Source organism: Mycoplasma milvi (assembly GCF_048284715.1).
Taxonomy (GTDB): Bacteria; Bacillota_I; Bacilli_A; order Mycoplasmatales; family Metamycoplasmataceae; genus Mycoplasmopsis.
On sequence record NZ_JBLWAH010000001.1, the window covers coordinates 87413 to 110724 of the forward strand.

17 protein-coding genes are annotated in these 23312 nt (G+C 29.9%); 8 read left to right on the top strand and 9 right to left on the bottom strand.

From position 1 onward, the window contains the following. The first annotated feature begins 77 nt into the window (after positions 1-77). Together ACNQ13_RS00225 and trmB are read left to right on the top strand one after the other, a co-directional pair. The gene (locus ACNQ13_RS00225; protein WP_416741479.1) at positions 78-260 is read left to right on the top strand and encodes a hypothetical protein; all 183 of its coding nucleotides are present in this window, start codon (positions 78-80) and stop codon (positions 258-260) included. Between the two features lie 277 nt (positions 261-537). Then, positions 538-1146, top strand: coding sequence for a tRNA (guanosine(46)-N7)-methyltransferase TrmB (trmB, locus tag ACNQ13_RS00230; RefSeq protein WP_418035377.1), 609 nt, complete (start codon positions 538-540; stop codon positions 1144-1146). Positions 1147-1189: 43 nt separating this feature from the next. Here the strand turns inward: trmB and ACNQ13_RS00235 are convergent, their stop codons facing one another. From ACNQ13_RS00235 to nadE, 7 genes are all read right to left on the bottom strand, one after another. Then, positions 1190-2491, bottom strand: coding sequence for a CNNM domain-containing protein (locus ACNQ13_RS00235; protein WP_416741481.1), 1302 nt, complete (start codon positions 2489-2491; stop codon positions 1190-1192). A 3-nt stretch (positions 2492-2494) separates the two neighbouring features. Beyond that, a complete protein-coding gene (locus ACNQ13_RS00240) occupies positions 2495-3961 on the bottom strand; it encodes a DnaB-like helicase C-terminal domain-containing protein (protein WP_418018653.1) in 1467 nt (488 codons plus the stop codon). Further along, positions 3948-4409, bottom strand: a complete 462-nt coding sequence (gene rplI / locus ACNQ13_RS00245; RefSeq protein WP_416741483.1) for a 50S ribosomal protein L9 — start codon at positions 4407-4409, stop codon at positions 3948-3950. Before rplI ends, ACNQ13_RS00240 begins: the two co-directional genes overlap by 14 nt. Then, complete coding sequence (locus ACNQ13_RS00250) at positions 4390-6393, bottom strand: GGDEF domain-containing protein (protein ID WP_418032906.1); 2004 nt, start codon at positions 6391-6393, stop codon at positions 4390-4392. The genes rplI and ACNQ13_RS00250 overlap by 20 nt, the downstream gene beginning before the upstream one ends. A gap of 532 nt (positions 6394-6925) precedes the next feature. Further along, positions 6926-8098 (bottom strand): ZIP family metal transporter, encoded by a 1173-nt coding sequence (locus tag ACNQ13_RS00255; protein ID WP_418035378.1) that lies wholly within the window; start codon positions 8096-8098, stop codon positions 6926-6928. Continuing rightward, on the bottom strand, positions 8098-8829 hold the full coding sequence (locus ACNQ13_RS00260) for a YebC/PmpR family DNA-binding transcriptional regulator (protein ID WP_416741487.1): 732 nt from the start codon (positions 8827-8829) through the stop codon (positions 8098-8100). Before ACNQ13_RS00260 ends, ACNQ13_RS00255 begins: the two co-directional genes overlap by 1 nt. Positions 8830-8839: 10 nt before the next feature. Continuing rightward, complete coding sequence (gene nadE / locus ACNQ13_RS00265; protein WP_416741488.1) at positions 8840-9631, bottom strand: NAD(+) synthase; 792 nt, start codon at positions 9629-9631, stop codon at positions 8840-8842. A gap of 254 nt (positions 9632-9885) precedes the next feature. On the opposite strand from nadE, the gene ACNQ13_RS00270 reads away from it, so the two are divergent. Genes ACNQ13_RS00270 through ACNQ13_RS00285 form a run of 4 tightly spaced genes read left to right on the top strand, consistent with a single transcriptional unit; the run spans position 9886 to position 17281 of the window. Further along, the gene (locus ACNQ13_RS00270) at positions 9886-10629 is read left to right on the top strand and encodes an MPN527 family putative ECF transporter permease subunit (protein WP_418032901.1); all 744 of its coding nucleotides are present in this window, start codon (positions 9886-9888) and stop codon (positions 10627-10629) included. A gap of 15 nt (positions 10630-10644) precedes the next feature. Continuing rightward, positions 10645-12975, top strand: a complete 2331-nt coding sequence (locus ACNQ13_RS00275; protein WP_418035379.1) for a class I tRNA ligase family protein — start codon at positions 10645-10647, stop codon at positions 12973-12975. 12 nt (positions 12976-12987) lie between these two features. Beyond that, complete coding sequence (lon, locus tag ACNQ13_RS00280) at positions 12988-15798, top strand: endopeptidase La (RefSeq protein ID WP_418024224.1); 2811 nt, start codon at positions 12988-12990, stop codon at positions 15796-15798. A gap of 7 nt (positions 15799-15805) precedes the next feature. Then, positions 15806-17281, top strand: a complete 1476-nt coding sequence (locus ACNQ13_RS00285) for an APC family permease (protein ID WP_418018660.1) — start codon at positions 15806-15808, stop codon at positions 17279-17281. A 288-nt stretch (positions 17282-17569) separates the two neighbouring features. Here ACNQ13_RS00285 and topA read toward each other — a convergent pair whose 3' ends face one another. Together topA and ACNQ13_RS00295 are read right to left on the bottom strand one after the other, a co-directional pair. Further along, a complete protein-coding gene (gene topA / locus ACNQ13_RS00290) occupies positions 17570-19441 on the bottom strand; it encodes a type I DNA topoisomerase (protein WP_416741492.1) in 1872 nt (623 codons plus the stop codon). Between the two features lie 126 nt (positions 19442-19567). Continuing rightward, positions 19568-20845, bottom strand: a complete 1278-nt coding sequence (locus ACNQ13_RS00295) for an amidohydrolase (RefSeq protein WP_418018662.1) — start codon at positions 20843-20845, stop codon at positions 19568-19570. Positions 20846-20988: 143 nt separating this feature from the next. Between ACNQ13_RS00295 and ACNQ13_RS00300 the strand changes: the two genes are divergently transcribed. Continuing rightward, positions 20989-22092, top strand: a complete 1104-nt coding sequence (locus ACNQ13_RS00300) for a restriction endonuclease subunit S (protein ID WP_418034691.1) — start codon at positions 20989-20991, stop codon at positions 22090-22092. Between the two features lie 143 nt (positions 22093-22235). Beyond that, complete coding sequence (gene prfA, locus ACNQ13_RS00305) at positions 22236-23312, top strand: peptide chain release factor 1 (RefSeq protein WP_474623449.1); 1077 nt, start codon at positions 22236-22238, stop codon at positions 23310-23312.

Below are 23312 nucleotides of genomic sequence, written 5' to 3' on the forward strand. Positions count from 1 at the left end.
TTATAAAATATTTAGAGAAATTTATCCCTTTATTATATTTTTATAGCATATTCTTACCAAGAAAAATTAGAAAAAATATGTCTTATTCATTATTTTGTAAAAGAGCTATTAAGCAAAGATTAGCAGCTCCTTATCGCTTAAAAAACAATAGAAAAGCAATCACTAACTTAATTGAAATGAGAAATAACATTAGTAAAGTAGAGATACTTTTATCTATAAAAATGAAAATATCAGTTATTGATAAAGTACTTTCTAATTAGTACTTTGAGAAGTGTAAGTGTAATAATAATTATAATTTAGAAGAATTTGTAGAAATTGAGCATGTGTAAATAGGTAACCAAAGATATATTGCTTTTTCATATATTTACACCTATAGATAGATCAGATAGTAAAAAGTTATAGGTTTATAAGTAGAAAAAAGCAAATATTGGCTAATTGAAGATGATTGGACAAAATTAGAAAGATTTTTATTATACTGTAAGAATTAAGTTCAAGTTTTCAGATAGTAATATTAAAATATCTTTTATAATTGTCATTATGAGACTAAGATTTGACAAAAATGCTGAAAGCAATTTAAATGCTTCAGAATACTTAATTAAGGAATTTCCAGTGCAACTTAATCCTGGTGATGTTTTAGAAATTGGTGCAGGTAAAGGGGAAATGATTGCTAAACTTGCTTCTTTAAATCCAAATACTAGATATATTGCTTTTGAAAAGTATCCAACTGTAGCAAATAAAATACTTAAGAAAATTAATGAAATGGGACTTAAAAACTTATTCATAGTGACTAAAGATGCAGCAAACTTAAGTGAGCTATTTACTGGATCAATTGATACAATTTGATTGACTTTCTCAGATCCATGACCTAAGAATGCTCACGAAAAAAGAAGATTAACTTATAAAACATTCTTAGAGCAATATAAAGCTTTACTTTCATCTCAAGGATGCTTATACTTTAAGACTGATAATGATAAGTTATTTGACTATTCATTAGAATCACTTGCATTAAATAATTGAACAGTGCTTGACTATACTAGAGATTTGCATGCTTCAGCTTATAATGCTACCAATGTGCCTACTGGATACGAAGAAAAGTGATCTGCTAAAGGGAAAAACATTAATTTCTTAATTGCTAAGCCAAATTAAAAATGTACTTACTTACAAGTACATTTTTTGTTATTTTGGGAAATTAAATCTTATTAACTTCAATAAAGGCTGAAAATTTCTTATTTTTAACAATTTCAACAACCTTGAAAGTAACTTCATCATCAAGTGTATATCTAGCATTCTTGTAAAGACGTTTTGCCCCAGTACGCTTGAGTAAAAAGCTACGTAAGTCCATATCTTCTTCTTCAGGTAAAAGTAATTCATCATCAATTTCAAGTTGTTTGAATAAATCATCCATTTTTACATTAGATTGCACACGAGCTTTTTCTAGAGAAACTTCATAAATTTCTTCATCATCATCAAATTCATCGTATATTTCACCAACGATTTCTTCGATAATATCTTCAATAGTAATAATACCTAAAACATCAGTGCTGTTGTTGTTTTCGACTACAAAAGCCATTTGAGCTCTTGCTGCCCGCATCTTTTCTAGGGCTGAAGATAATATTGAGTTAGCTGAAACTAAAGGTACATGTTTCATATAGTCAATAATACGACCTTTTTTCAAATTAAAGATGTCTTTAAGCAAGACAATACCAATTAGTTGTCCATCTTTTTCTACTGGTATTCTAGAATAATTAGTTTCTTTAAAAATTTCAAGTGCATCAGATATATTGCTTTTTGACGAAATAGTAGTAACATCTTTCATTCTAATATAGTGTTGAGAAACTTTTGTTGAGTCTAAATCTAAAGCATTTTGTGCTAAAATACTTTCTCCAGTTTGCAACACTCCTTCTTCTTGAGCTAATGACAGCATTGATTTAATATCTTCTTCAGAGTTAGTTACATAAACATTTTTTGACAACTTACTGATCGGATATGTAAGTGGGAAAAAAAGTCAAAACATCACTTCATTAAAGATGCAAAAGATTGTTAAATATCTTTCAGGATTACTTTTAGCTATTAATTTGGGGATTATTTCTCCAAAGAGTACTAAAATTGGCGTAACAACAACTGTTGAAATAATTACAGTTCGTGGATCGCCTTCTGCAAAATAAAGCGAAAGCACATAAGAAGTAAGTGCTGAGGAAGCAACGTTTACTAGATTGTTTCCAATTAAAATCGTACTTAGTAATTGATTATATTTTTTAACTTGTTTATTGATTAAGACAGCAAACTTCTTCTTTTTATCTTGCATATCATGCAATTTAGCTGGTGAAATAGTGCTATAAGCAGTTTCTGATCCAGAAAATATGCTACTTAGTAAGAATAATATGATTAATACAGCTGCAACAATACCTGTAATAAGAGATTTATTAACATCATTACCTGCTGCACTTGTAGAGTTTTGTAAATTAGTTATAAGACTGGAATAACTGTCCATGATTTAATATCTGTTCCCTTCATTTTCATCTGTGAATTTAACATATTTTCCAGTGTAAATTAAAGTGTCACTACCTGGTTGACCATTTCTATTCTTAGCAATAGTAACAACCACTGGGATATGTTCATTTTTATTGGATTCTTCTTCAGAAATACCTTTTTTCAAAGGTTTTCTATTTAAGAAAATAACAGCGTCAGCATCTTGTTCGATTTGACCTGATTCACGTAAGTCATTTAATTGTGGACGCTTGTCTTCTCTATTTTCAACACTACGAGATAGCTGTGAAAGTGCCAAAATTGGAACTTTTAATTCTAAGGCTAGTGTCTTTAAAGAACGCGAAATAGTTGCAACTTCATTTTGTCTATTACCACTTGCATCACCTGCAGAAAGTAATTGCAAGTAATCAATTACAACTAAATCCAGTTTGCCCTCAAGATTCTTCATTAAGTGACGAATCTTGAAAATTATTTCAGTAATATTGCTTTTTGGTTCATCATCAAATCAAACAACACTATCTTTCTTCATATTTTCAATAGTATGAAATAACTTAAGAGCTTCATCTCCACTATTGATTAATTTTGGGTTTTGAATTTTATAAAGTTCAATACCACTAGATGTTGATAAGTAACGACTTGTTAGTTCACTAGTTGGCATTTCGAGCGAAATAAAAGCTACATTCTTAACTTCACCTTTCATATTAGCTTCATCAATGATATTTTTCGCTATATTTAAGGCTAAAGCTGTTTTTCCAACTCCAGGACGAGCTGCTAGAATAATTAATTGTCCAGGTTTGATCCCTTTGATATATTTATCAATGGCGTAGAAACCTGAATATAAGAACTTTTGATTTTCATCTTTGTTTTGCAAGATTGCATTAATATGTTCAGCTAGTTGGAAAGCAGCCTCATCCAGTGGAATAAATTCAGAATTCTTAATTGACATATTGTTGTTAGTTACAATAAAGTTTTGTAAGTCTTGAATACTACTATCTCAATTAATTTCTTTATTATGCCCAAAGGCTTTTACATATTCAGCATAAAAAGATTCTAAATTACGCATTTTTTGTAATTCAATTAGCTTTTCAATGTTAGATACAAAGTTGTCATCATTGTAAAATGAAGATGCAACTTTGTTTAATATTGCAAGTGAAAGCGCACTGTATTCAAATTCTGTATTATGTGATTCAATTAGTTTTTTAACATCATTATAATCAAATGTGATAGCCTTATTATTTGAAGCACTCCGAGTAGTTTTAATTAGTTTAAAAAGCTGATGATATGCTTGATTAAAGAAAGCACTAGGAGTTAAATAGTCAAAGGCTAGTCCTTGCTTATCCAAATCATTTAGCATATTACTTAATATTTCTCTTTCAACACTTTCGCTGTGAAATAAAGTGTCTTTTAAAGGCATTAAATCGCCAGAAATATTACGATAAGGTTTATCTTCGAAAAAACGTCTACTTCTTGACATGTTGAATGGTGATTTCTACTCTAATGTTAGCTTTAATGTCTTTATAAAGCACAGCTTCGACATCATGTGGCCCTTCTGAAACTAGACGTACTTTGCTTAAAGAGTGTTTATCTAGCTTAAATCCTAAAGCTGTTAATTTTTTGTCGACATCTTTAGTTGATACTGAACCATGCACGTTTAAGTTTCCGTTAGCATCGATGTTAGCTTCAAGTGTATATTTAAGTACTAATTTTTCAAGTTGTTCTTTGAGTTCTAATGCACTAGTTCTATTTTCATGTTCATTAGCTACTAAATTGTTTAATCTTTTATTTAATTGGTGCACTGTTTGATCGTTGTATGGAACACCAAATCCATTCTTAATTAAATAGTTTGATCCATATCCATTAGATACTTCAACTATAGTATTAGCTTTTCCATCTTTACAATCTTTAATTAATATTACTTTCATCTTTAATCTCTCTTTCACTCGTAATAATTGCATGTCTTATATTATCAACAAAGGTTTCTAATTCTTCGTCTGAGACAGCAGCAGCAGTTGAGAAGTGACCACCACCCCCAACTTGTTCACAAATTATTTGGACATTAGTTCCTATTCCTCTAGCACTAAGTTTATATAATTTTGTTCCTTTTAATCTAGCTACAACAAAGCTAGCTACTCTTCCTTTTATTTTTAAAATTTCATTAGCTGCCATTGAAATAACATCATTTGAAACTTCTAAATCACAGTAGGCAAGGAAGTAACCCTTTTTCACTTCTTGAACATTGCTCAAGATTTCTTGAATTTGCTCTTCAGTTTCATCATCAATTTTGAGTAAGTTACCTGACTTAATTACATTAGCTCCACGAGCTTCTAATCAGGCACTAGCTTCAAATGTCCGGGTAGTTACTGATTTTGAAAATTGTGCAGTATCTAGGAAAATACCACTAAGTAATAATTGTGCACAAATTTGACTTATATTTAATTTATATTCCATAAATGTCATAATTTCAGTCACAATTTCTGATGCTGAGGAAGCAGTTGTGTCAATGTAAATATTAGTTATTGGACAATAGTCAATACTTTTTCCTACCCTGTGATGATCAAAAATAAAGATATTATTTCTAGCTGCATTAATTATTGCATCTTTATTATCTGTCCGAGCTACATCATTATTGTCAACTAATACAACTAACGTATTTTCATCAGTGATCTTAGTTGCATGAGCTGGCTTAATAAATACTTTCTCATCAAAACCACTAGAAGTTAGTTCTTCTAAGTATTTTTCAGTAGTTTGGTCAAATGTAACATTACAAATATAAGCTTTTTTGCCAAAACTACGTGCAATTTCAACTACTGCATAAGCTGAACCAAGCGCATCTAGATCAGCTAATTGGTGACCATATACAATAACTTGTTGAATATTTGGCTCCTCTAAACGTTTGGCAAACTCTAAAGCAACTGATTTAATCTTAGTTCGATTATTATTTGACATAATTTCGCTATTTGACCCAAAATAAACAGCTTGTTGAGTGTTGGAGAAAATAGCTATTTGATCCCCACCTCTGTTTTGTGCTTGCACTAAAGCTTTTTTAGCTTGCTCAAGTTTTTCTTTTAATGAAGACCAACCTCTTGCAAACCCAACACTTAGAGATAGCTTGTTAATTGAAGGATCTTTAATATTTTGATGAATATTGGTAAATAAACTAAAATTATCCTTTGACATTTCGTGTAATGATTTTTCGTTCGTAATAACAACAAACTTACCATTAGTGTATTGTCTATAAATTAAGTTGTATTTTTCCATATATTCTTTAATTGTATCGATAACAACTTTATTAATTAAGAAAATTTGTTCTTCAGAAAGAATTGATTGGTACATTTGATAATTATCAATTTCAATTTCGCCAACTACAGGCTTTTGTTCCCATGATTCTACTTTAAATAGGTGTTCAGTTGTGATGTCACGAATAACAATTGTGTTTGATAAAGGTCAAAATTGAGCTTCATAAATATTTTTGTTGTTATAGAACTCAATTTTTGTTTGGTTCATATCAACTTCTTTTTTATAGTTATTATCTATTCTTTGGAAAAACTCATTAACTGAGACATTAATAAAGTCTTTATGGAATTTATTCTTAATAAAGTTACTTGTCCATACAATATTTTGATCAATGTCATAAATAATAAGCCCAATATTATTATTTGTCATAATTTTTTCCAAAAATCCATTAAATGACTTATTTATTAGTTCTCTTGATTTTGCAAAGTTATAAACAGCAAAATAAAGTAACATAATAACAATTCCTAAGAGCACAAACATTCCAAGTATTGCTAAAATACCAGTTAATTTATCAGTGTGAAGATTAACTAATGCCCAAATTAAGAGGATGAACATTATTACAAATAATGTTATTAGTCCTGAATAAATTCAAACTTTTTGTTTTTTTCGCATTGCTTCCTTTCAGTAATATTTAAATTATAAATTAATTCTGACTAAAGGGTCAAATTACTTTAATCTTTTTACTAGCTTTATTTAAGATAATTTAGCTACTTTATTTCAATTTTCTGATGATTTATTATTAGATTTGAATATAAGAAAATGATAGATATTTGTGCTTATTCTTAGCAAAATATTGTACTGATAATTATATTTTTATTTAGTTTTTATTTCTAGATTTGTTGCTTATTTTGATGTGTTTTCAAAAGTATTTTTTTCTGATTTCTTGAGCACTTGAACATCAAATTTCACTTAATTAAGATAGCAATCAAAGCAGATTTAATCAACCTTCATAACTTTCTTTAATAATAGGTATTAACTAAAAGCATATGCATCTATCTTTACAAACTAGTTTGAGCTTTTTTACTTTTTGTTTTATGTACATTTCAAAATATTCTTTTAAATAATTCAACTTTTGCCACTTGAGAAAGAATAAAAATGTTTCTTTTTTAACGGTTAAGAAAGAACAGAAAGAAAAATTCCACCCTTAGTGTGAGTGGAATGAAAGAATAAACACCGCTACAATGATTCCAACAAATAATGAAAAGAGTATAAAGAATCATTTCTTCTTTTCAATATGGTTGTGATAGAATTCTGGAATAAACTCAACAATCGAAGTAAATAGGAATATACCCGCAATTGCTGCAAACATACCAGCTTTTAGTCATCATAAATCATTGATTTTAGCACCTGCATAGGCGCCAATTAACATAAATGGTAAGAAGAGTGAAAGTCCTAAGAAGGAAAGTAGTAATGATTTAACTTTGCTAAATCCTGCTTCTCTTAATCTAAAGTAAAAAATTGATTCTTCAGGGAAAAGGTGAAGGACTAAAGATATAAAATAGGCTGTAGAAAGGTTGTTTAATTTACCTTCTGTAGCTAAAGATAAGTTGTATCCAAGTAAAATCCCTTCAGGAATTCTGTGTGTAAGCAATAAAAGTAAAGCAATGACTTTCATTTTAGGTGATGTTTTATAAATAATTGCTTCTTCCGCTTGAGCTAGGTTTTCTTCTTGACCAAAAATATAGTCAGGGTGTGCATGATCATGATGGTGATTATCATGATCATGATGGTGAATGTATTTATCACCTGTATATAGTGTTTTATCTTTAAAAATAGCTAAACTATTTTTATTTTCAAGTTGTAAGATTTCAACATTTTTCTTTGAGTGTACATGTCTAGCATCATGGTGGTGTTCGTCATCCCCGTGTTCATGAACAAACACACTCATATTTTTGTCTTTTTTTAGTGCTTTATTAATTCGATAAGTAATAACAAACTTCAAAGTAAATGAAAAGAGTAATCCAACAATTAATCCTGTCACTACTGTTGCTATATTAAGGCCATAAACGATATTTTTATTTTCAGATGCACCTGGGTAATAATCAATTGCGCCATGGCTTGAAGTTTCAATACTTTCACGTAAAAATCCAAATAAGGCTAATGCAATAAAGAATCCAGTTGAAAATGCATATAAGTAAAATGTAAAACTTTTAAATTTTCGATCTTTGAGTCTGTGGAAAAGAGGCAAAATAAATGATAGCAAGGTTGGGATTGATAGCAAAATTAGTAAGGTTACTAATACTACAATAAAAGTTGCTAAATTTTGATTTCCTCCTACAGAATCAGTTAATCTAAGATATAAATCTTGTAGAGACATTATTCTTCTTTAACATCAATATTGTGATAAACGTCTTGAACATCATCATCATCTTTTAATTTTTCAACAAAATCAAGAAGTTTTTGTTCTTTTTCAGCATCATATTCTACATACATATTTGGTAAGTAAGTTACTTCACATTGAAGATATTCATTAACACCTAGTGAAGATTCAATAGCTGATTTTAGATCTGAGAAGTTTTCAGGGGCTGTAGTAATAACAAATGATTCTTCTGCAACCTCAACATCGTCAGCTCCATTTTCAAGAGCGACCATCATGATGTCATCTTCTGATACATATTGTTTAGAAATTTCAATAATTCCTTTTTTGTCAAAGGCAAATGGGATTTGGCCAGTTTTCCCTAATGTTGCATTTTGTTTGTTAAAGTAAGCTTGAATATTTGATTTAACTCTGTTTAAATTGTCAGAAAGTGTAACAACGATAAATGTTGCTCCACCACTAACTGTTGCATTAAATACTGTTTCAACGAATGCATTTGAGTTTTTATCTCCAGCAGCTTTTTTAATAGCTCTTTCAATATTGTCTTTTGGCATGTTTTTTGATTTAGCTTTTGCAATCGCAAGTTTTAAAGCTGGGTTTGATTCTGGATCTGGTCCTTTTTGTGCAGCTACATAAATTTCTTTTGATAGTTTTTGGAATATTTTTCCTCTTGCTGCATCTTGAGCACCTTTACGGTGCATAATGTTGGCTGCGTGTGAATGTCCTGCCATAATTTCTCCTTTATTTAATTTCTGATGGTTTATAGATCGCATCCCTCTTATGTTGAGAGATTTTGTGTTTGTGTTCAATTTTATCAATAATATCTTGTGATAAAACTTTAGATATTAATTCTCTATTTTCAATGTTGTCTAAGTAAAAATCAAGTTGTGCATATGAAAAGCCAAGTTCACTTTCATCAGTTTGATTTTCTCAAAGCCCTGCTGAAGGAGCTTTAGAAATTATTTCTTGAGGAACATTAAGCAATTGTGCTAAAAAACGAACTTCACCTTTAGTTAATCTTGAAATCGGAAGCAAATCTACTCCCCCATCTCCATATTTAGTAAAGTAACCAATAAAAGTTTCATCTAAATTGTCAGTTCCAAGTACCAAGCAATTTTTGTCTTGCGCTTTAGCATATAATGTTGTCATTCTTAATCTTGGCTTAATATTAGCAATTGCAAGTGGATTGTCTATATTTACAGCATCATAAATAGCATTAAATGTTTTTGACAGATCAACTACTTCAAACTTATCGTAAAAAGTTGCTTCTAATTTGGCAATATCACTTAAATCACTGTCTAACATTTGACCAACTGGCATAACAATACCATAGGTACTTTCTGGCATTAAGTTTTTTGCAATAGCATAAACTAAAGCTGAATCAATTCCTCCAGATATACCAACCACGAAGCCTTTGGCTTTTGATTTTGCTAAGTAATCTTTTAAGAAATTATTAATAACTTCTAAGTATTCTAGAGCAGCTTGCTTGTCATAAACAGGCTTGTTATTTTCATATCTAGTAATTTTACTCATACTAACCTCTAATATTTTAATATTGAAAATATCTAAAATTTTACTAAATTTTACATTTATACTTGCAAATAATTTATACCATAATTTTGAAGGTTTTATATTACTTTTTAGTAATTTAATTCATTTTAAACTAAACAAAATATAAAAGTAGTAAAAACAGTATATTTTTGGTGTGTTTTTGCACTTTTTATATTTTTCATTAACTTTTTATAATAAAAGATATAATAAGAATCAATTGAAAATAAGGAATAAATATGACAGATAATACCCTTGAAAATATTAATCACAATAAGAAAAATCTCATGCAATTTAGCTGAAAGAGAACTTTAAGGCCTAGTTACAAAATTGCCTTTAGTGGAATAATGTTGGCTCTTACAATTATCCTTTCTCTACTAAGCATGTTTTTAAAATTTACTTCATTTTTAAGTTTTAACTTATCTTTAATCCCGATCTTTCTTACCTTCACATATATAGGGTTAAATTATGCTTTAATTGTAAGCTTTTCTCGCTTTATAATTATGCCCTTGATTGCATCCACTCTGCCTTTTAGTCTTGGAGCCGGGGTCGAATATTTAGGGAATTTTATTGTATTTGTTTCACAACTGTTCTTTTTTGGATTTTTTTATTTATTATATAGAGTAGTTAATTGTTCTAGAATTAGCACTCCACTAGTTAAAGTGATACTAGTCATGATACTTTCATCCCTTGCAGTAAGTGTTATTATGCCTATCTTAAATACATTTTTATTTAACATAATTTATTTTCGTATTTTAAACATTATTAGTAGTTTTAGCCTTAGTGAAATAGTAAATAATTATAATAGTAAATTTAAAAACTTCTTTTTTGGTATTCCTAACTACTATGCTGGATCATTTACTGTATATTTTATTTTTAATTTAACAAACATCTTAATAAATTGCATTATAATTTATATATTTATTACATGAGAATATAAGACTAATTTTATATATAAAATTAGCTCTAAAAATACTTATTAAACAAAAGGAGTGGAAATGGATAAGTTTGATTTTAAATTTATTGACAAAAAATGACAAGATAATTGACAAGAATCCAATTATTTTGAACCAAAAGAAGATTTTACTCTTCCAAAGAAATACATTTTAAGTATGTTCCCATATCCAAGTGGTAAATTGCACATGGGACATGTTAGAAACTATTCAATTGGTGATGCAATTGCTAGATACTATCGTCGTAGAGGTTACAATGTGCTTCACCCATTTGGTTGAGATGCTTTTGGACTACCAGCTGAAAATGCAGCAATTAAACATGGAATCCATCCAAGAAAATGAACATATGAAAACATCGATTCAATGGATAAAGAAGTTCAAAAACTTGGTATATCATTTGCTTGAAATTATGAATGCATTACTGCAGACTATGATTACACCAAATGAGAACAATATATCTTTATTAAACTTTGAGAAAAGGGTTTAATTTACAAAAAGAAATCACAACTTAACTGATGTGAAAATGACAATACTGTTTTAGCTAATGAACAAGTTATTGATAATAAATGCTGAAGATGTGATGGTGAAGTTATTCAAAAAGAAATGGATACTTACTACTTAAAAATTACTGCCTATGCCGATGAATTATTAGCTGACTTGCAACAACTTGAAGGGCACTGACCTCAACAAGTTTTGACCATGCAAAAGAACTGAATCGGAAGAAGTCAAGATTACAAACTTTCTTTTGATCTCAAGGCTAATAAATTTAGCTCTGCTACTATATTACTTGCTTATGAAAATAACTTAAATACAATTTCAAATATTGACTATATAGCTATTTCAAATAAACACCCATTAGTAGAAGACTTAAAACAAGCTAACTACTTTAGTGAAGATGAACTAACATTATTAGAAGAAATCAATCTTAACTTTGTTAAAAAAGATTTTTCTAAAAAAATTATGCTTGCAACTCCTTTTGTAGCACTTAACCCATTTTCGAAACAAGAAGTAGCAGTGATTATTTCAGACTTTGCCTCAAATAATCCTAATAAAGAAGTTTCACTAGTTTCTGCAACCAATGAAACTCAAAAAGCTTTTATGGACTTCAATAACTTAGCTTATGAATTAGATCATAAACAAGTTATCGACCCTTCTAGTCTTGAAACTGAAGTTAAATATAACTTAAGAGATTGAGGTATCTCACGTCAAAGATATTGAGGAACACCAATTCCACTTGTTAACTGCAGTAAATGTGGGACTAACCCTGTTTCACTAAACTCCCTACCTGTACTTTTACCCGAAAAAGTGGCCTTTACTGGTCAAGGTAATCCTCTTAATACCAATGAAGATTGGCGTTTAGTTAAATGTCCAAAATGTGGTGAGTATGCACAAAGAGAAACAGATACCCTAGACACCTTCTTTGAATCAAGTTGATATTTCTTACGTTATACAACTCCTACATACTTAAGAGAAGACTATGCAATCGAACCCCAACATTTAGCTTACTGAAATTCAGTTGATGAATACATAGGTGGAATTGAACACGCCATCTTGCACTTACTTTATGCTAGATTCTTTACAAAAGCTTTAGCTGATGTTGGTTTAGTAAGCTTTAGAGAACCATTTAATAACCTAATTACACAAGGAATGGTACTTAAAGATGGTGCCAAAATGTCTAAATCAAAAGGCAATGTAGTTGAACCTGGAGAGATGATTGCAACTTATGGTGCTGACACTTCTAGATTATTTATCTTATTTGCTGCTCCACCTCAAAAAGAACTTGAATGAAGTGATTCAGGTGTAGTAGGCTGCTTTAAATTTATCAATCGTTTATTTGAGCGTTCAAAAGAAATTGATGTGACTTCTAATTACAAGAATATTGATTCAGCTAGCTTAACTAGTCAAGAAAAGAAAGCTAGATATAAACTATATCTAGGTATGCAAAAACAAATTGCAACTTTCGAAGATAGAAGCAACAATTATTCTTTTAACACTCTAGTGTCATGGACGATGGAAACCTTAAATGAGTATGACCAAATTACTCGAGCAGACTTAATCACTGAAATGTTTTATGTTTTATTAAACATTCTTGAACCATTTATTCCACACTTTGCTTGAGAAATTTCTGATCAATACTTTGGCCTTGTTAATCTAAAAGACTTTAGTATTGATGCTAAAGCATTAGAACTCGATGAAGTTACTTACGGAATCACTATTAATGGTAAAGTTAGAGCTGAACTTCAAATTTCAAAAAGTGCAAGCAAAGATCAAGTTCTAGCTCAAGCTAAAACTATTGTTGCAAAATGATTAGAAGGCAAAGAAATTATTAAAGAAATTTTTGTTCCTGGAAAAATTGTTAATTTGGTAATTAAATAGAAAAGAGGAAAAATGCAAAAAAAATCTAATACAAAAAAATACAGATACCTTTCAACAGAAGACTTTATTGATGCTTTAGAAGGAATCAACTATTTTTCTAAGTATGATCATATTTTAAAAGAAGAATCACAAATTGATGAGCAGATTTTAGAACGTTCAACTAATTCTTTTGCACTTGTTGTATCAGCAAAAGAAATTACTGGTATTGATGGATTCGGTGTTATTGAAGGAAAAGTTAATGACAAGCAGTTTGAAAGACTATATGAATTCTTCCAACACATAGATATTGAAAATCGTGAAAATACACTTGTTATTTGTTTTGATATGCTACGTTTAGGAGAAGAAACTGGACTTACTGAATATGAATTCAAGATGAGCCCATGTGTTTATGTAAAACCTATTAAGATGGAGCTAGATCAAAACCAATTTGTTTATAGATTTACATTTAAACCATTATCAAACTTCTCACTTTTACAAACAATTGAATTAAATGAAGTGACAATTGATGGAGAAACTTTTGAAGTACCTCTTTATGCTGCTCAAGGGATTAGAGATGTTCCTCAATTATTACCTTGAAGAGAGTTTGCTAATACACCTGAACAAGTTAAGGTTATTAGAAACTTTATCCAAACAGTTAAGGATTTAAGTACGCCAGGTCACCCATTCCCTAATGGAATGACTGAAGAAGATCCACTAAGCCTAATTGATCGTGAATTTATACCTTTCAAACATCACATTTTTGGTGATAAAAGATATACAATGGCTGAAGTTGAGAATATATTCTTAAACAACATTGATAGTAAAATACCTAAATCTTCTGATCAATATGTTTATGAAGAAATAGCCACAATTATTAACTTCCTGGATCCACTTTTCTTTAGAATTAAATTTGACTTACTTGATATTTATACTCAAGATCGTCAAGGCCCAATTGAATTCGTTATTTCTCAAATTACAGAGTTAATTACTACTCAAATGGAAGTAAATAGTGATATTAACAATAAATTAACTCAAAAATTAGGTAAACAGCAACAAGAATTTATTATTAGAGAAAAGATTAAACAATTGCAAAATTACCTTGAAGAAATGGGCTCAGATGTTGTTGAAGATGACTTTATTAAGACTATTAAGGATGAAAAATTAAGAACTATTTATCCAGAATCAGTTATTAAGTTAATTTCAGAAGAAGAAAAGCGCTCTTCAGAAATGATGCCAGCATCACCTGAAGCTGCAATATCTAAGAACTATACCAACACTCTTAAAAAATTGCCTTGAAGAAAAGTTCAACGTGAATTATTAGATATTAGAAATGTTAAAGAAACTTTAGACCAATACCACTATGGTCTAGAAGAAATCAAAGAAAGAATTCTTGAATATCTTGCTGTTTTAATTAACACAAAGAAACAAGTTAAGAACAAGAGTGAATACACAATTATTGATAATGAATATTTAATCGACCATGATCTTTTTAAAGAAAATGGTAAAAATTTACAAGATAAATATAATAACGTTCCAATTCTTACCTTAGTTGGTCCTCCAGGAACTGGTAAAACATCTCTTTCAAAAGCTATTGCTGAAGCTTTAGGTAGAGAATTTGTCAAAATTTCACTTGGAGGAGTGCATGACGAATCTGAAATCAGAGGTCACAGAAGAACTTATGTGGGAGCAATGCCTGGAAAAATCATTAAAGGTATTACTAAAGCTGGTGTTTCAAACCCAGTTATCCTACTTGATGAAATTGACAAGATGGCTTCAGACTTTAAAGGTGATCCAGCTAGTGCAATGTTAGAAGTCCTTGACCCTGAACAAAATACAAAATTCCAAGATCACTATCTTGAACATGAATATGACCTTTCTAAATGTATTTTCATTGCAACAGCTAACTACTTCGATAATATTCCACCTGCACTTGTAGATAGGGTTGAAATTATTGAACTTTCATCATACACACAAAGTGAAAAAGTAAATATTGCTAAGAAATACTTAGTTCCAAAAGTGCTTGAACAATCAGGCTTAGGAAAAAGAATGTTCAAGATTTCTGATGAAACCTTGGAATACATAATCAAGCACTATACAATGGAAGCTGGAGTTCGTGGCCTAAAACGTACTCTTGACAAAATTGCTCGTAAAATTGTTCTTAAAAAACTTAATGACCCAGGCATTACTTCATACAACATTGAAATAAGTGATTTAGAAGAATTACTTGGTGTTATTAAATATAAAGATGAAGAAAAAGAAGAAGATAACCTTCCAGGTGTAGTAACAGGTTTAGCTTACACTTCATATGGTGGATCTACTTTACCAATTGAAGTAACAACCTATGAAGGTAAATCAGAAATCAAATTAACTGGTTCTTTAAAAGAAGTAATGCAAGAATCAGCTCAAATTGCTTTAACATATGTTAGAGCAAATGCAAAACACTTTGGTGTTGACAATTTTGATTTTGAATCTAACACAATTCACATCCACGTTCCTGAAGGTGCTGTACCAAAAGATGGTCCGTCAGCTGGTGTAACTTTCACCACAGCAATTATTTCAGCCCTTTCACAAAGAGCAGTTCCAAATGAAATTGGAATGACAGGTGAAATTACATTACGTGGAAAGGTGCTAGAAATTGGTGGATTAAAAGAAAAATCATTTGCAGCCTCATCCAAGGGCTTAAAACGTATCTTTATTCCTGCTGGAAACGTTAAAAATCTAAAAGATGTTCCACTTGAAATTAAAGGAAAATTAGAATACATTCCTGTTAAAAATTATGAAGAAATATATCAAGTAATTTTTGAAGGAAAACAACCTAATGAAATTATTACTTTCGCAAAATAGATAGGTTATGGAAAAACAATTCACAGAGAAAAGTTTTACATTCTTTACTATAAACTTTGTTATAGGTGTTGGTTTTATAACCACTATATCACAAGTGCTAAAAATCTCTTACTGAGGATATTTAGTTCTATTATTAGCTGGATTTTGTGTATTTGGGATAGCTTTAGCCTATTCACGTCTGGCTAATACTTATAATGATCATTATGGAGGCTCATACTCTTTTGCTCGTCACATTGATGATGAGGTCGCAAAAAATAAAGCCACGCGTTCTAAAAATAAATTTTTAGATAACTTAGTGTTTTTTGTTGGATGAAACCAGTTTATTCAAATGCCTTTATTATCAGCAATTGCACCCCTATTTTTAGTTGATGCAGTGGAGCTAATAATACCAGATAAAGAGCATTTCGCACAGTATGATTTAGTTATGTGAATAACTCGTGGAGTCTCAATAGTTTTATTTATTATCATTATTGCAATATCAACTATTGGTCTAAAAACTAATAAAAAAATCATACTCATTGCTTCATCTTTTAAATGATTTATTCTAGTTTTAGCTCTTGTTATCATGATGATAGCTGTTGCTAAAACGCCAGTTGTGCCAACAATGGCTATAAATGCAGATCCAAAATTAAATGTTATCTCTCCAAGATTAATTATTTCCAATACATTGCTATTTATGTATGCATTTGCCGGGATTGAAGATGTGTCCGCAATGGTTAAAGATGTTAAATTTAAAAACTTCCGTAAAATTCTGCTTATTTCATTTGCTGTTATTTTTACATTCTATTTAATATTTTTCTCACTTTACTTATTTTTACCTGATAATTTAAAGCCTAACGCTAATAGTAATATAAATATTTCAGCTATCTATACTTATGGTCTAGGTAGTGCTGGTGTTATATTGTTTATCATTGGATTCTTATGTAATGATCTAAGCTTTAAGCTCTTCCAAAGTGCTTCAACTGCCAGAAGGGTTGTGCCATTAGCTCAAGATGGTTATTTACCTGCTTCTCTAGCTAAGCAAAATAAAAATCATGAATTCAAAAATGCAATTGTATTTACTACAATCATTATTTTAATATCAATGGTAATTTTATGAATCATACCTTCAATAATGGATAATGAAACTGATAAAAAAGACTTTTTTGATGGAACTATTATTGCATGTTCAACTGCCTTGTTTATAGAAGATATAATTACTTTTAGTACTGCATTTACACTTGATAATAAAAAAAGAATCCCTCGCATTCCGGTTTGAGAAAAAATAATATATGGATTAGATTTAATTGCAATAATTTTCTTATTAGTCTTATTTTATTGTCCATGAATTATTGGAGATACATGAGGGATTAAAAACACAGTAGCTATTGTTTCATATTTAGTGTTTGTGCTTTTTGGTTTTGTTTTAAAAGCTTGATATCACTATAATGTAACTCATTTAATAAAGCAGAAAATGAAACTAAAAAAGACGCAAAAACAATAATCTTCAAGCCTTCGGGCTTGATTTTTTATATCTTTTTCAAAAATTATTAACAATAAAAATAACAGGTAAATTTAATTGCTATGATACTTTTAAGCCTAAAATATAGTTAAAAATTATTTTACTTATTAAAACAAAGTATATATTTTTATAAGTAGTCACATTTAATACTTTTTTATTTAAAACTTATATCTTTCCAATGCATACTCTATAACAGATATATAAAAAACACTCTATAGCAGAATAGAGTGTTTAAAACAAAATTCTTACAATATTATAATATGCAATAATTTAATCTAGTTCAATATCATTAATAAATGTAGCTTCTTCGCTGTCTTCATCTTCAGCTTTTGTTTCAGGTAAGCTAGCTGTATATTTACATTTTGGGAAATTTTTGCAAGCTACAAAGGCTTGATTTTTCTTATTAAATCTTTCAACTAAGATACCACCATCAAGTGGACATGGGGTTTCAAATTCTTTAAGAGGGAAGGTATAGGTTTCAATTTTGCTATCAGCTTTTTCAAACTCAGTAACAAACTTGTCTCAAAAATCTTGCATAACAACATCTTTACTAATTTGAGCTTCTGCAATTTGATCCAATTCAGCTTCAACATGAGCTGTATAGTCTTCACTAATAATTGTTGGAAAGCCAGAAATTAAGTCTTTAAGCACAATTTCACCAAATTGAGTAGGTACTAAAGCATTAGCTTCTTTTACTGCAAAGTTTCTATCTTTTACAATTTTAACTGTAGCTGCAAAAGTTGAAGGTCTACCAACCTTAATATTATCAAGTGCTTCAATTAATGATCCATCATTATATCTGGCTACAGGTTTAGTTTCATGATCTTCAAAAATAAAGTCTTTAACAGGTATCGCTTGATTAACTTGATAGCTTGGATCAATATCTTCACTTTCTTTACCTGTAACAACATAGTAACCATCATATTTAATCTTAGAATATGAATTTCTAAAGGTATATGAACCATTTTGGTATGTATATGCAGTTACTTCTCTAATTGGCTGTTTAATTAGTGCTTGTAATGTATTGTCATAAATCATTTTATAAATCTTGAATTCAGATTCAGTTAAATTATATAAAGCTTTAGCACTAGTTGGGGTTAGCTCAATATGAGTAGGTCTAATTGCTTCGTGGGCGTCTTGATCTCCGCTAAATCCTTTGACTTCACTAGCAATATAATCTTTACCTCATTTTTTCTCAATATAGCTATGTGCTTGGTCTATAAAGTCTTGAGATAAACGAGTAGAATCTGTTCTTGGGTATGAAATTAGCCCCCCATCTCCAAATCCTTCATAAAGTTTTTGCAACACATATTGAGTAGTTTGAGATGAAAGTGGTGACTTACGATAGATTACAGCTTGCTTGAATGGTTGCATTGCTGGAACTTTTCTTTCACTAACTTTAACATCAGTAACTAATAATTCTTTTTTAGCTGTAGCGAAGTATTTTTTGAATTCTTCTAGTTGAGATTCAATGATTCAGTCTTTTCTATCTCCAGTTACACTAGCGTCAAAATAGTAAGCAAAATTATCTTTACCAATTTTAGCTCCAAGAGTAGCATATTTCTCTGGAATGAAAGCTCTAATTTCATTTTCACGATCAACGATGAGTTTAAGGGCAATACTTTGCACTCTACCAGCTGTTGGTGTTCCGGGTGCTTGTTTTAGCTTAGTACGCATTAATTTAGAAAGTCTAAAACCAATGATTCTATCTAGCATTCTACGTGCCTTTTGAGCATCAATTAAGTTATAGTCTAATTCTAAAGGTTTAGCTAAAGCTTTTAAAATAGCATCTTTAGTAATTTCATTATATTTGATCCGAGAATATCTACCTTCTAGCTTTAAATATTCAACTAAGTGATATCCAATTGCTTCCCCTTCACGGTCAGGGTCAGTTGCAATATAAATGTGGTTAGCATTTTTAACAGCTGTCTTTAATTGTGTAATTACTTTTTTCTTAGTTGAGTCAGCACTGTATTCTGGTTCTCAATGTTCCATATCAATTCCAAAGCCATAAGTTCCGGTAGTCTTCATTTTTAAAATATGACCTACACTGGCGATAACTTCAAAGTCATCTCCTACATACTTTTGAATTGTATTTACCTTATTAGGTGATTCGACAATAATTAAATTTTTTGTTCCCATAATTAGTAATAACTATACCTTTATTTTTTGAAATTGATAAATATTTTTTTAAGATTTTTATTTAACTGGCTTGCTTAATTATTTATTTAATAATTAAAAAGATAAAGAAAAATGCTTATGCAGCATTTACTTAATTAGATTGCTATATAGATCATTTACCTTATTGATTAATTCAGTTACATCAGCTGTTTTAAAGACTCTGTCTTCATAAACAATCTTTCCATTAATAATAGTAGTATAGACATCCTTACTATTAGTTGAGTAAACTAAAGAGTTAATAATATTAGCTTTTGGTGTGTGATTAATATTATTGATATCAACTAAGATTAAATCAGCTAAATAGCCAGGTTCAACTTTTCCTAAACTTTCTTGCATGTGTAGTGCTTTAGCTCCATTAACCGTAGCCATCTTTAATGTTTCTCAAGCTGGAAGTAACACTGGATCGCTATATACACCTTTTTGAATTAGTGAAGCAAACTTCATTTCTTCAAACATATCTAAGTTATTATTTGATGCAGCTCCATCAGTCCCAAGACAAACATTAACTCCATCATCAAGTAATTGAGCTACCGGTAAAATACCTGAAGATAATTTTAAGTTAGAACATGGGTTATGTGCAATTGAACATCCAACTTGTTTAACTAATTCAATATCATCTTGAGTTAAATGCACTCCATGAGCTACAACAGTTTTATTGGTTAAGTTGCCAGTTTTATAAGCTTCTTGTAAGGAGTTAATACCATATTTAGCAATAGCATTTTTAACTTCAGCACTTGATTCATTTAAGTGAATAGTATGTAAGCAGTCTAATTCTTTTAATAATTGTGAACAAGCCACTAAATCTTTTTCATCATTAGTATATACTGAGTGAGGAGAGACAATTCCTTGTACTAGATCACTATCTTTATATTTATTATATAAATCTCTAGTTTCTTGTAGATTTCTTTCAAGTGAATCTCCTGTAACTCCAGTTCCTAAGAAAGCTCTAATATTTACTTCACTAGCAGCTTTAGCTACTTGAGCTTCTTGGAAATACATATCTAAAAAGGTGGTAGTTCCACTAGCAATCATTTCTAGCATTCCAAGTTTAGCCCCATAGTAAACTTCTTGTGGACCCATTTTGGCTTCAACTGGGAAAATGCAATTATATAATCAATCTTCTAAGTTAACATCATCAGCATGGTTTCTTAATATTGTCATTGCAATGTGAGTGTGGCAATTAATTAATCCAGGCATTAACACATTACCATGAGCATCTATTACTTTATCAGCTTGAAACTCAGAATCTAAATCTTGAGTCACGTTAACTATATATTTATCTTCAATATAGACATTTCCATCATAAATAACTTTATTTACATCATCCATTGTAATAATTGTTGCATTCTTAATTAAAATTTTCATTTCAACTCCTAAATATTTATATAGAAATTATTATAATACTTAATCTTCAAGTTTATGCATAAGAAAAGAGCGCATTTTGCTTACTTCTAGCATTGCTGTGATACAATTAATTTATAACAAGTTAGTTTGAGATGGAAGGATTTATGCAAAAGGAAAAATTAGTACCAGCTATTAGGTTTAAAGGGTTTGAAGAAGAATGAAAATATATATTAATTCAAGATATTATTTCTTCTCTTCCATATAAAAAATATATTAATACACCTATTTCAAGCGGTTCATATCCTATTATTCAACAAGGCAGTGAACCAATTTCTGGTTTTGCAAATGGTGTGCCATTTATTCACTATAATAATGTTTTAGTTTTTGGAGATCACACCTTGTCTTTATATAAGCCTAAATCGCCATTTTTTGTAGCATCAGATGGTGTGCGAATTTTGCAAAGCAAGAAAGGTTACTCAATAGAGTTTGTTCACAAAGTAATAGAAAAATATCTGCCTGATAGTCATGGATATACAAGACATTTTGGCATTTTAAAAATGCAGCAAGGAAAAATATCTGTAATACAAAAAGAACAACAAAAAATAGGAAAATTTTTCTCAAGTCTAGATCTAATTATTGAATCTCAAAAGTCAAAACTTGAAAAACTTCAAACAATAAAACAATCATTGCTAAATAAAATGTTTGCTTCAGATAATCAAAAAATGCCAGATATTAGGTTTAAAGATTTCCTAGATGCATGAAATCATAAATTAGTAAAAAGTTTGGGTTACATTACTACAGGTAATAGTAATACTCAAGACAGTGATGTAAATGGTGCTTATCCATTTTTCATAAGATCTGATAAACCTTTAAAAAGCAATAAATATCTTTATGATGAAGAGGCTGTTATTACAATTGGGGATGGTAATATAGGCAAAGTATTTCACTATATTAATGGAAAATTTGACTTGCATCAAAGATGCTATAAAATATCAAATTTTACCGATGTTTTAGGAAAGTATTTTTATTGATATTTTTCATCTAATTTTTATGATAGAGTCATAAGAATGTCAGCTAAGGCAACAGTTGATTCAGTTAGACTAGAAATGATAGCAGATATGGAAATTTACTTTCCATCTAATAAGAATGAGCAATCTAAGATATCTATATTCTTGGATAGTATAGACTCTCTTATCCATTCTCAAGAACAAAAACTTGAAAAACTAAATAACATCAAACAAGCTTTATTAGAAAAGATGTTTTGTTAATATAGTTGCAATTTTGGCAGCTATATTTTTTCTATTCATTATCTACTGAGCACATCACCAAGACAATATTTTTCCCTCAATTTCTATATAATAGACTGAAAAAATAGGCTGAAAAATTGAGCTATATGTTAAAATATACAATTATGGAAACAACTATGTATAACTCTTTGATGCAAATCAAACAAAAACATGATGAATTTGAAAAACAACTTCAAGATCCAGAAGTTATTAATGATATTAAAAAGTACACAAAATTAAACAAGGAGATCAACTCAATTCAAGATATCGTAGATGCTTTTAATAGCTATCTAGAAGCAGAAAGCAATTTAAAGAATGCTAAAGAAATGCTTAAAGAAAATGATGATGAACTAGTTTCATTAGCTAAAATGGAAATTGCTGAAGCTGAAGACAAAATGCAAAAACTAACTGATGAATTAAAGATTTTAATTCTACCTAAAGATGAAAACGATGATAAAGACGTTATTGTTGAAATCCGTGGAGCAGCTGGTGGAGATGAAGCTAACATTTTTGCTGGAGACTTATTTAGAATGTATTCTAAATGAGCTAGTCAAAATGATATGAAACTTACTTTACTTGAATCTTCTGCAGCTGAAGCTGGTGGATTTACTCTAGTTGTCTTCTCAGTTAAGGGAGATAAACCTTATTCAAAACTTAAGTTTGAATCAGGAGTACATAGAGTACAAAGAATCCCAGTAACTGAAACTAAAGGTAGAGTTCATACTTCAACAGCTACAGTTACAGTTATGCCAGAAATCGATGATGATATCAACATTGAAATTAAATCAGAAGATGTCAGAATTGACGTTTATCGTTCAAGTGGTAATGGTGGACAATCAGTTAACACAACTGATTCTGCTGTTAGAATTACCCACTTACCAACTGGAATTGTTGTTACTTGTCAAGAAGGTAAAAACCAAATCCAAAACAAGGATATTGCCTTTAGAGTGCTTAAATCTAAGTTATATGACATCGAGCTTCAAAAGAAACAAGCTGAAGAATCAGGCTACCGTAAATTAGCTGGTTCTGGAGCTAGAAGTGAAAAGATTAGAACATATAACTACCCACAAGATAGAGTTACAGATCATAGAGTTTCTTATTCAACCAGCTTACTTCCAGTTATGGAAGGTAAGTTAAATTCAATTATTGATGCACTACTTGTTGAAGAGCAAAATGAAAAAATTGCTGAAGCAGGAATTTAA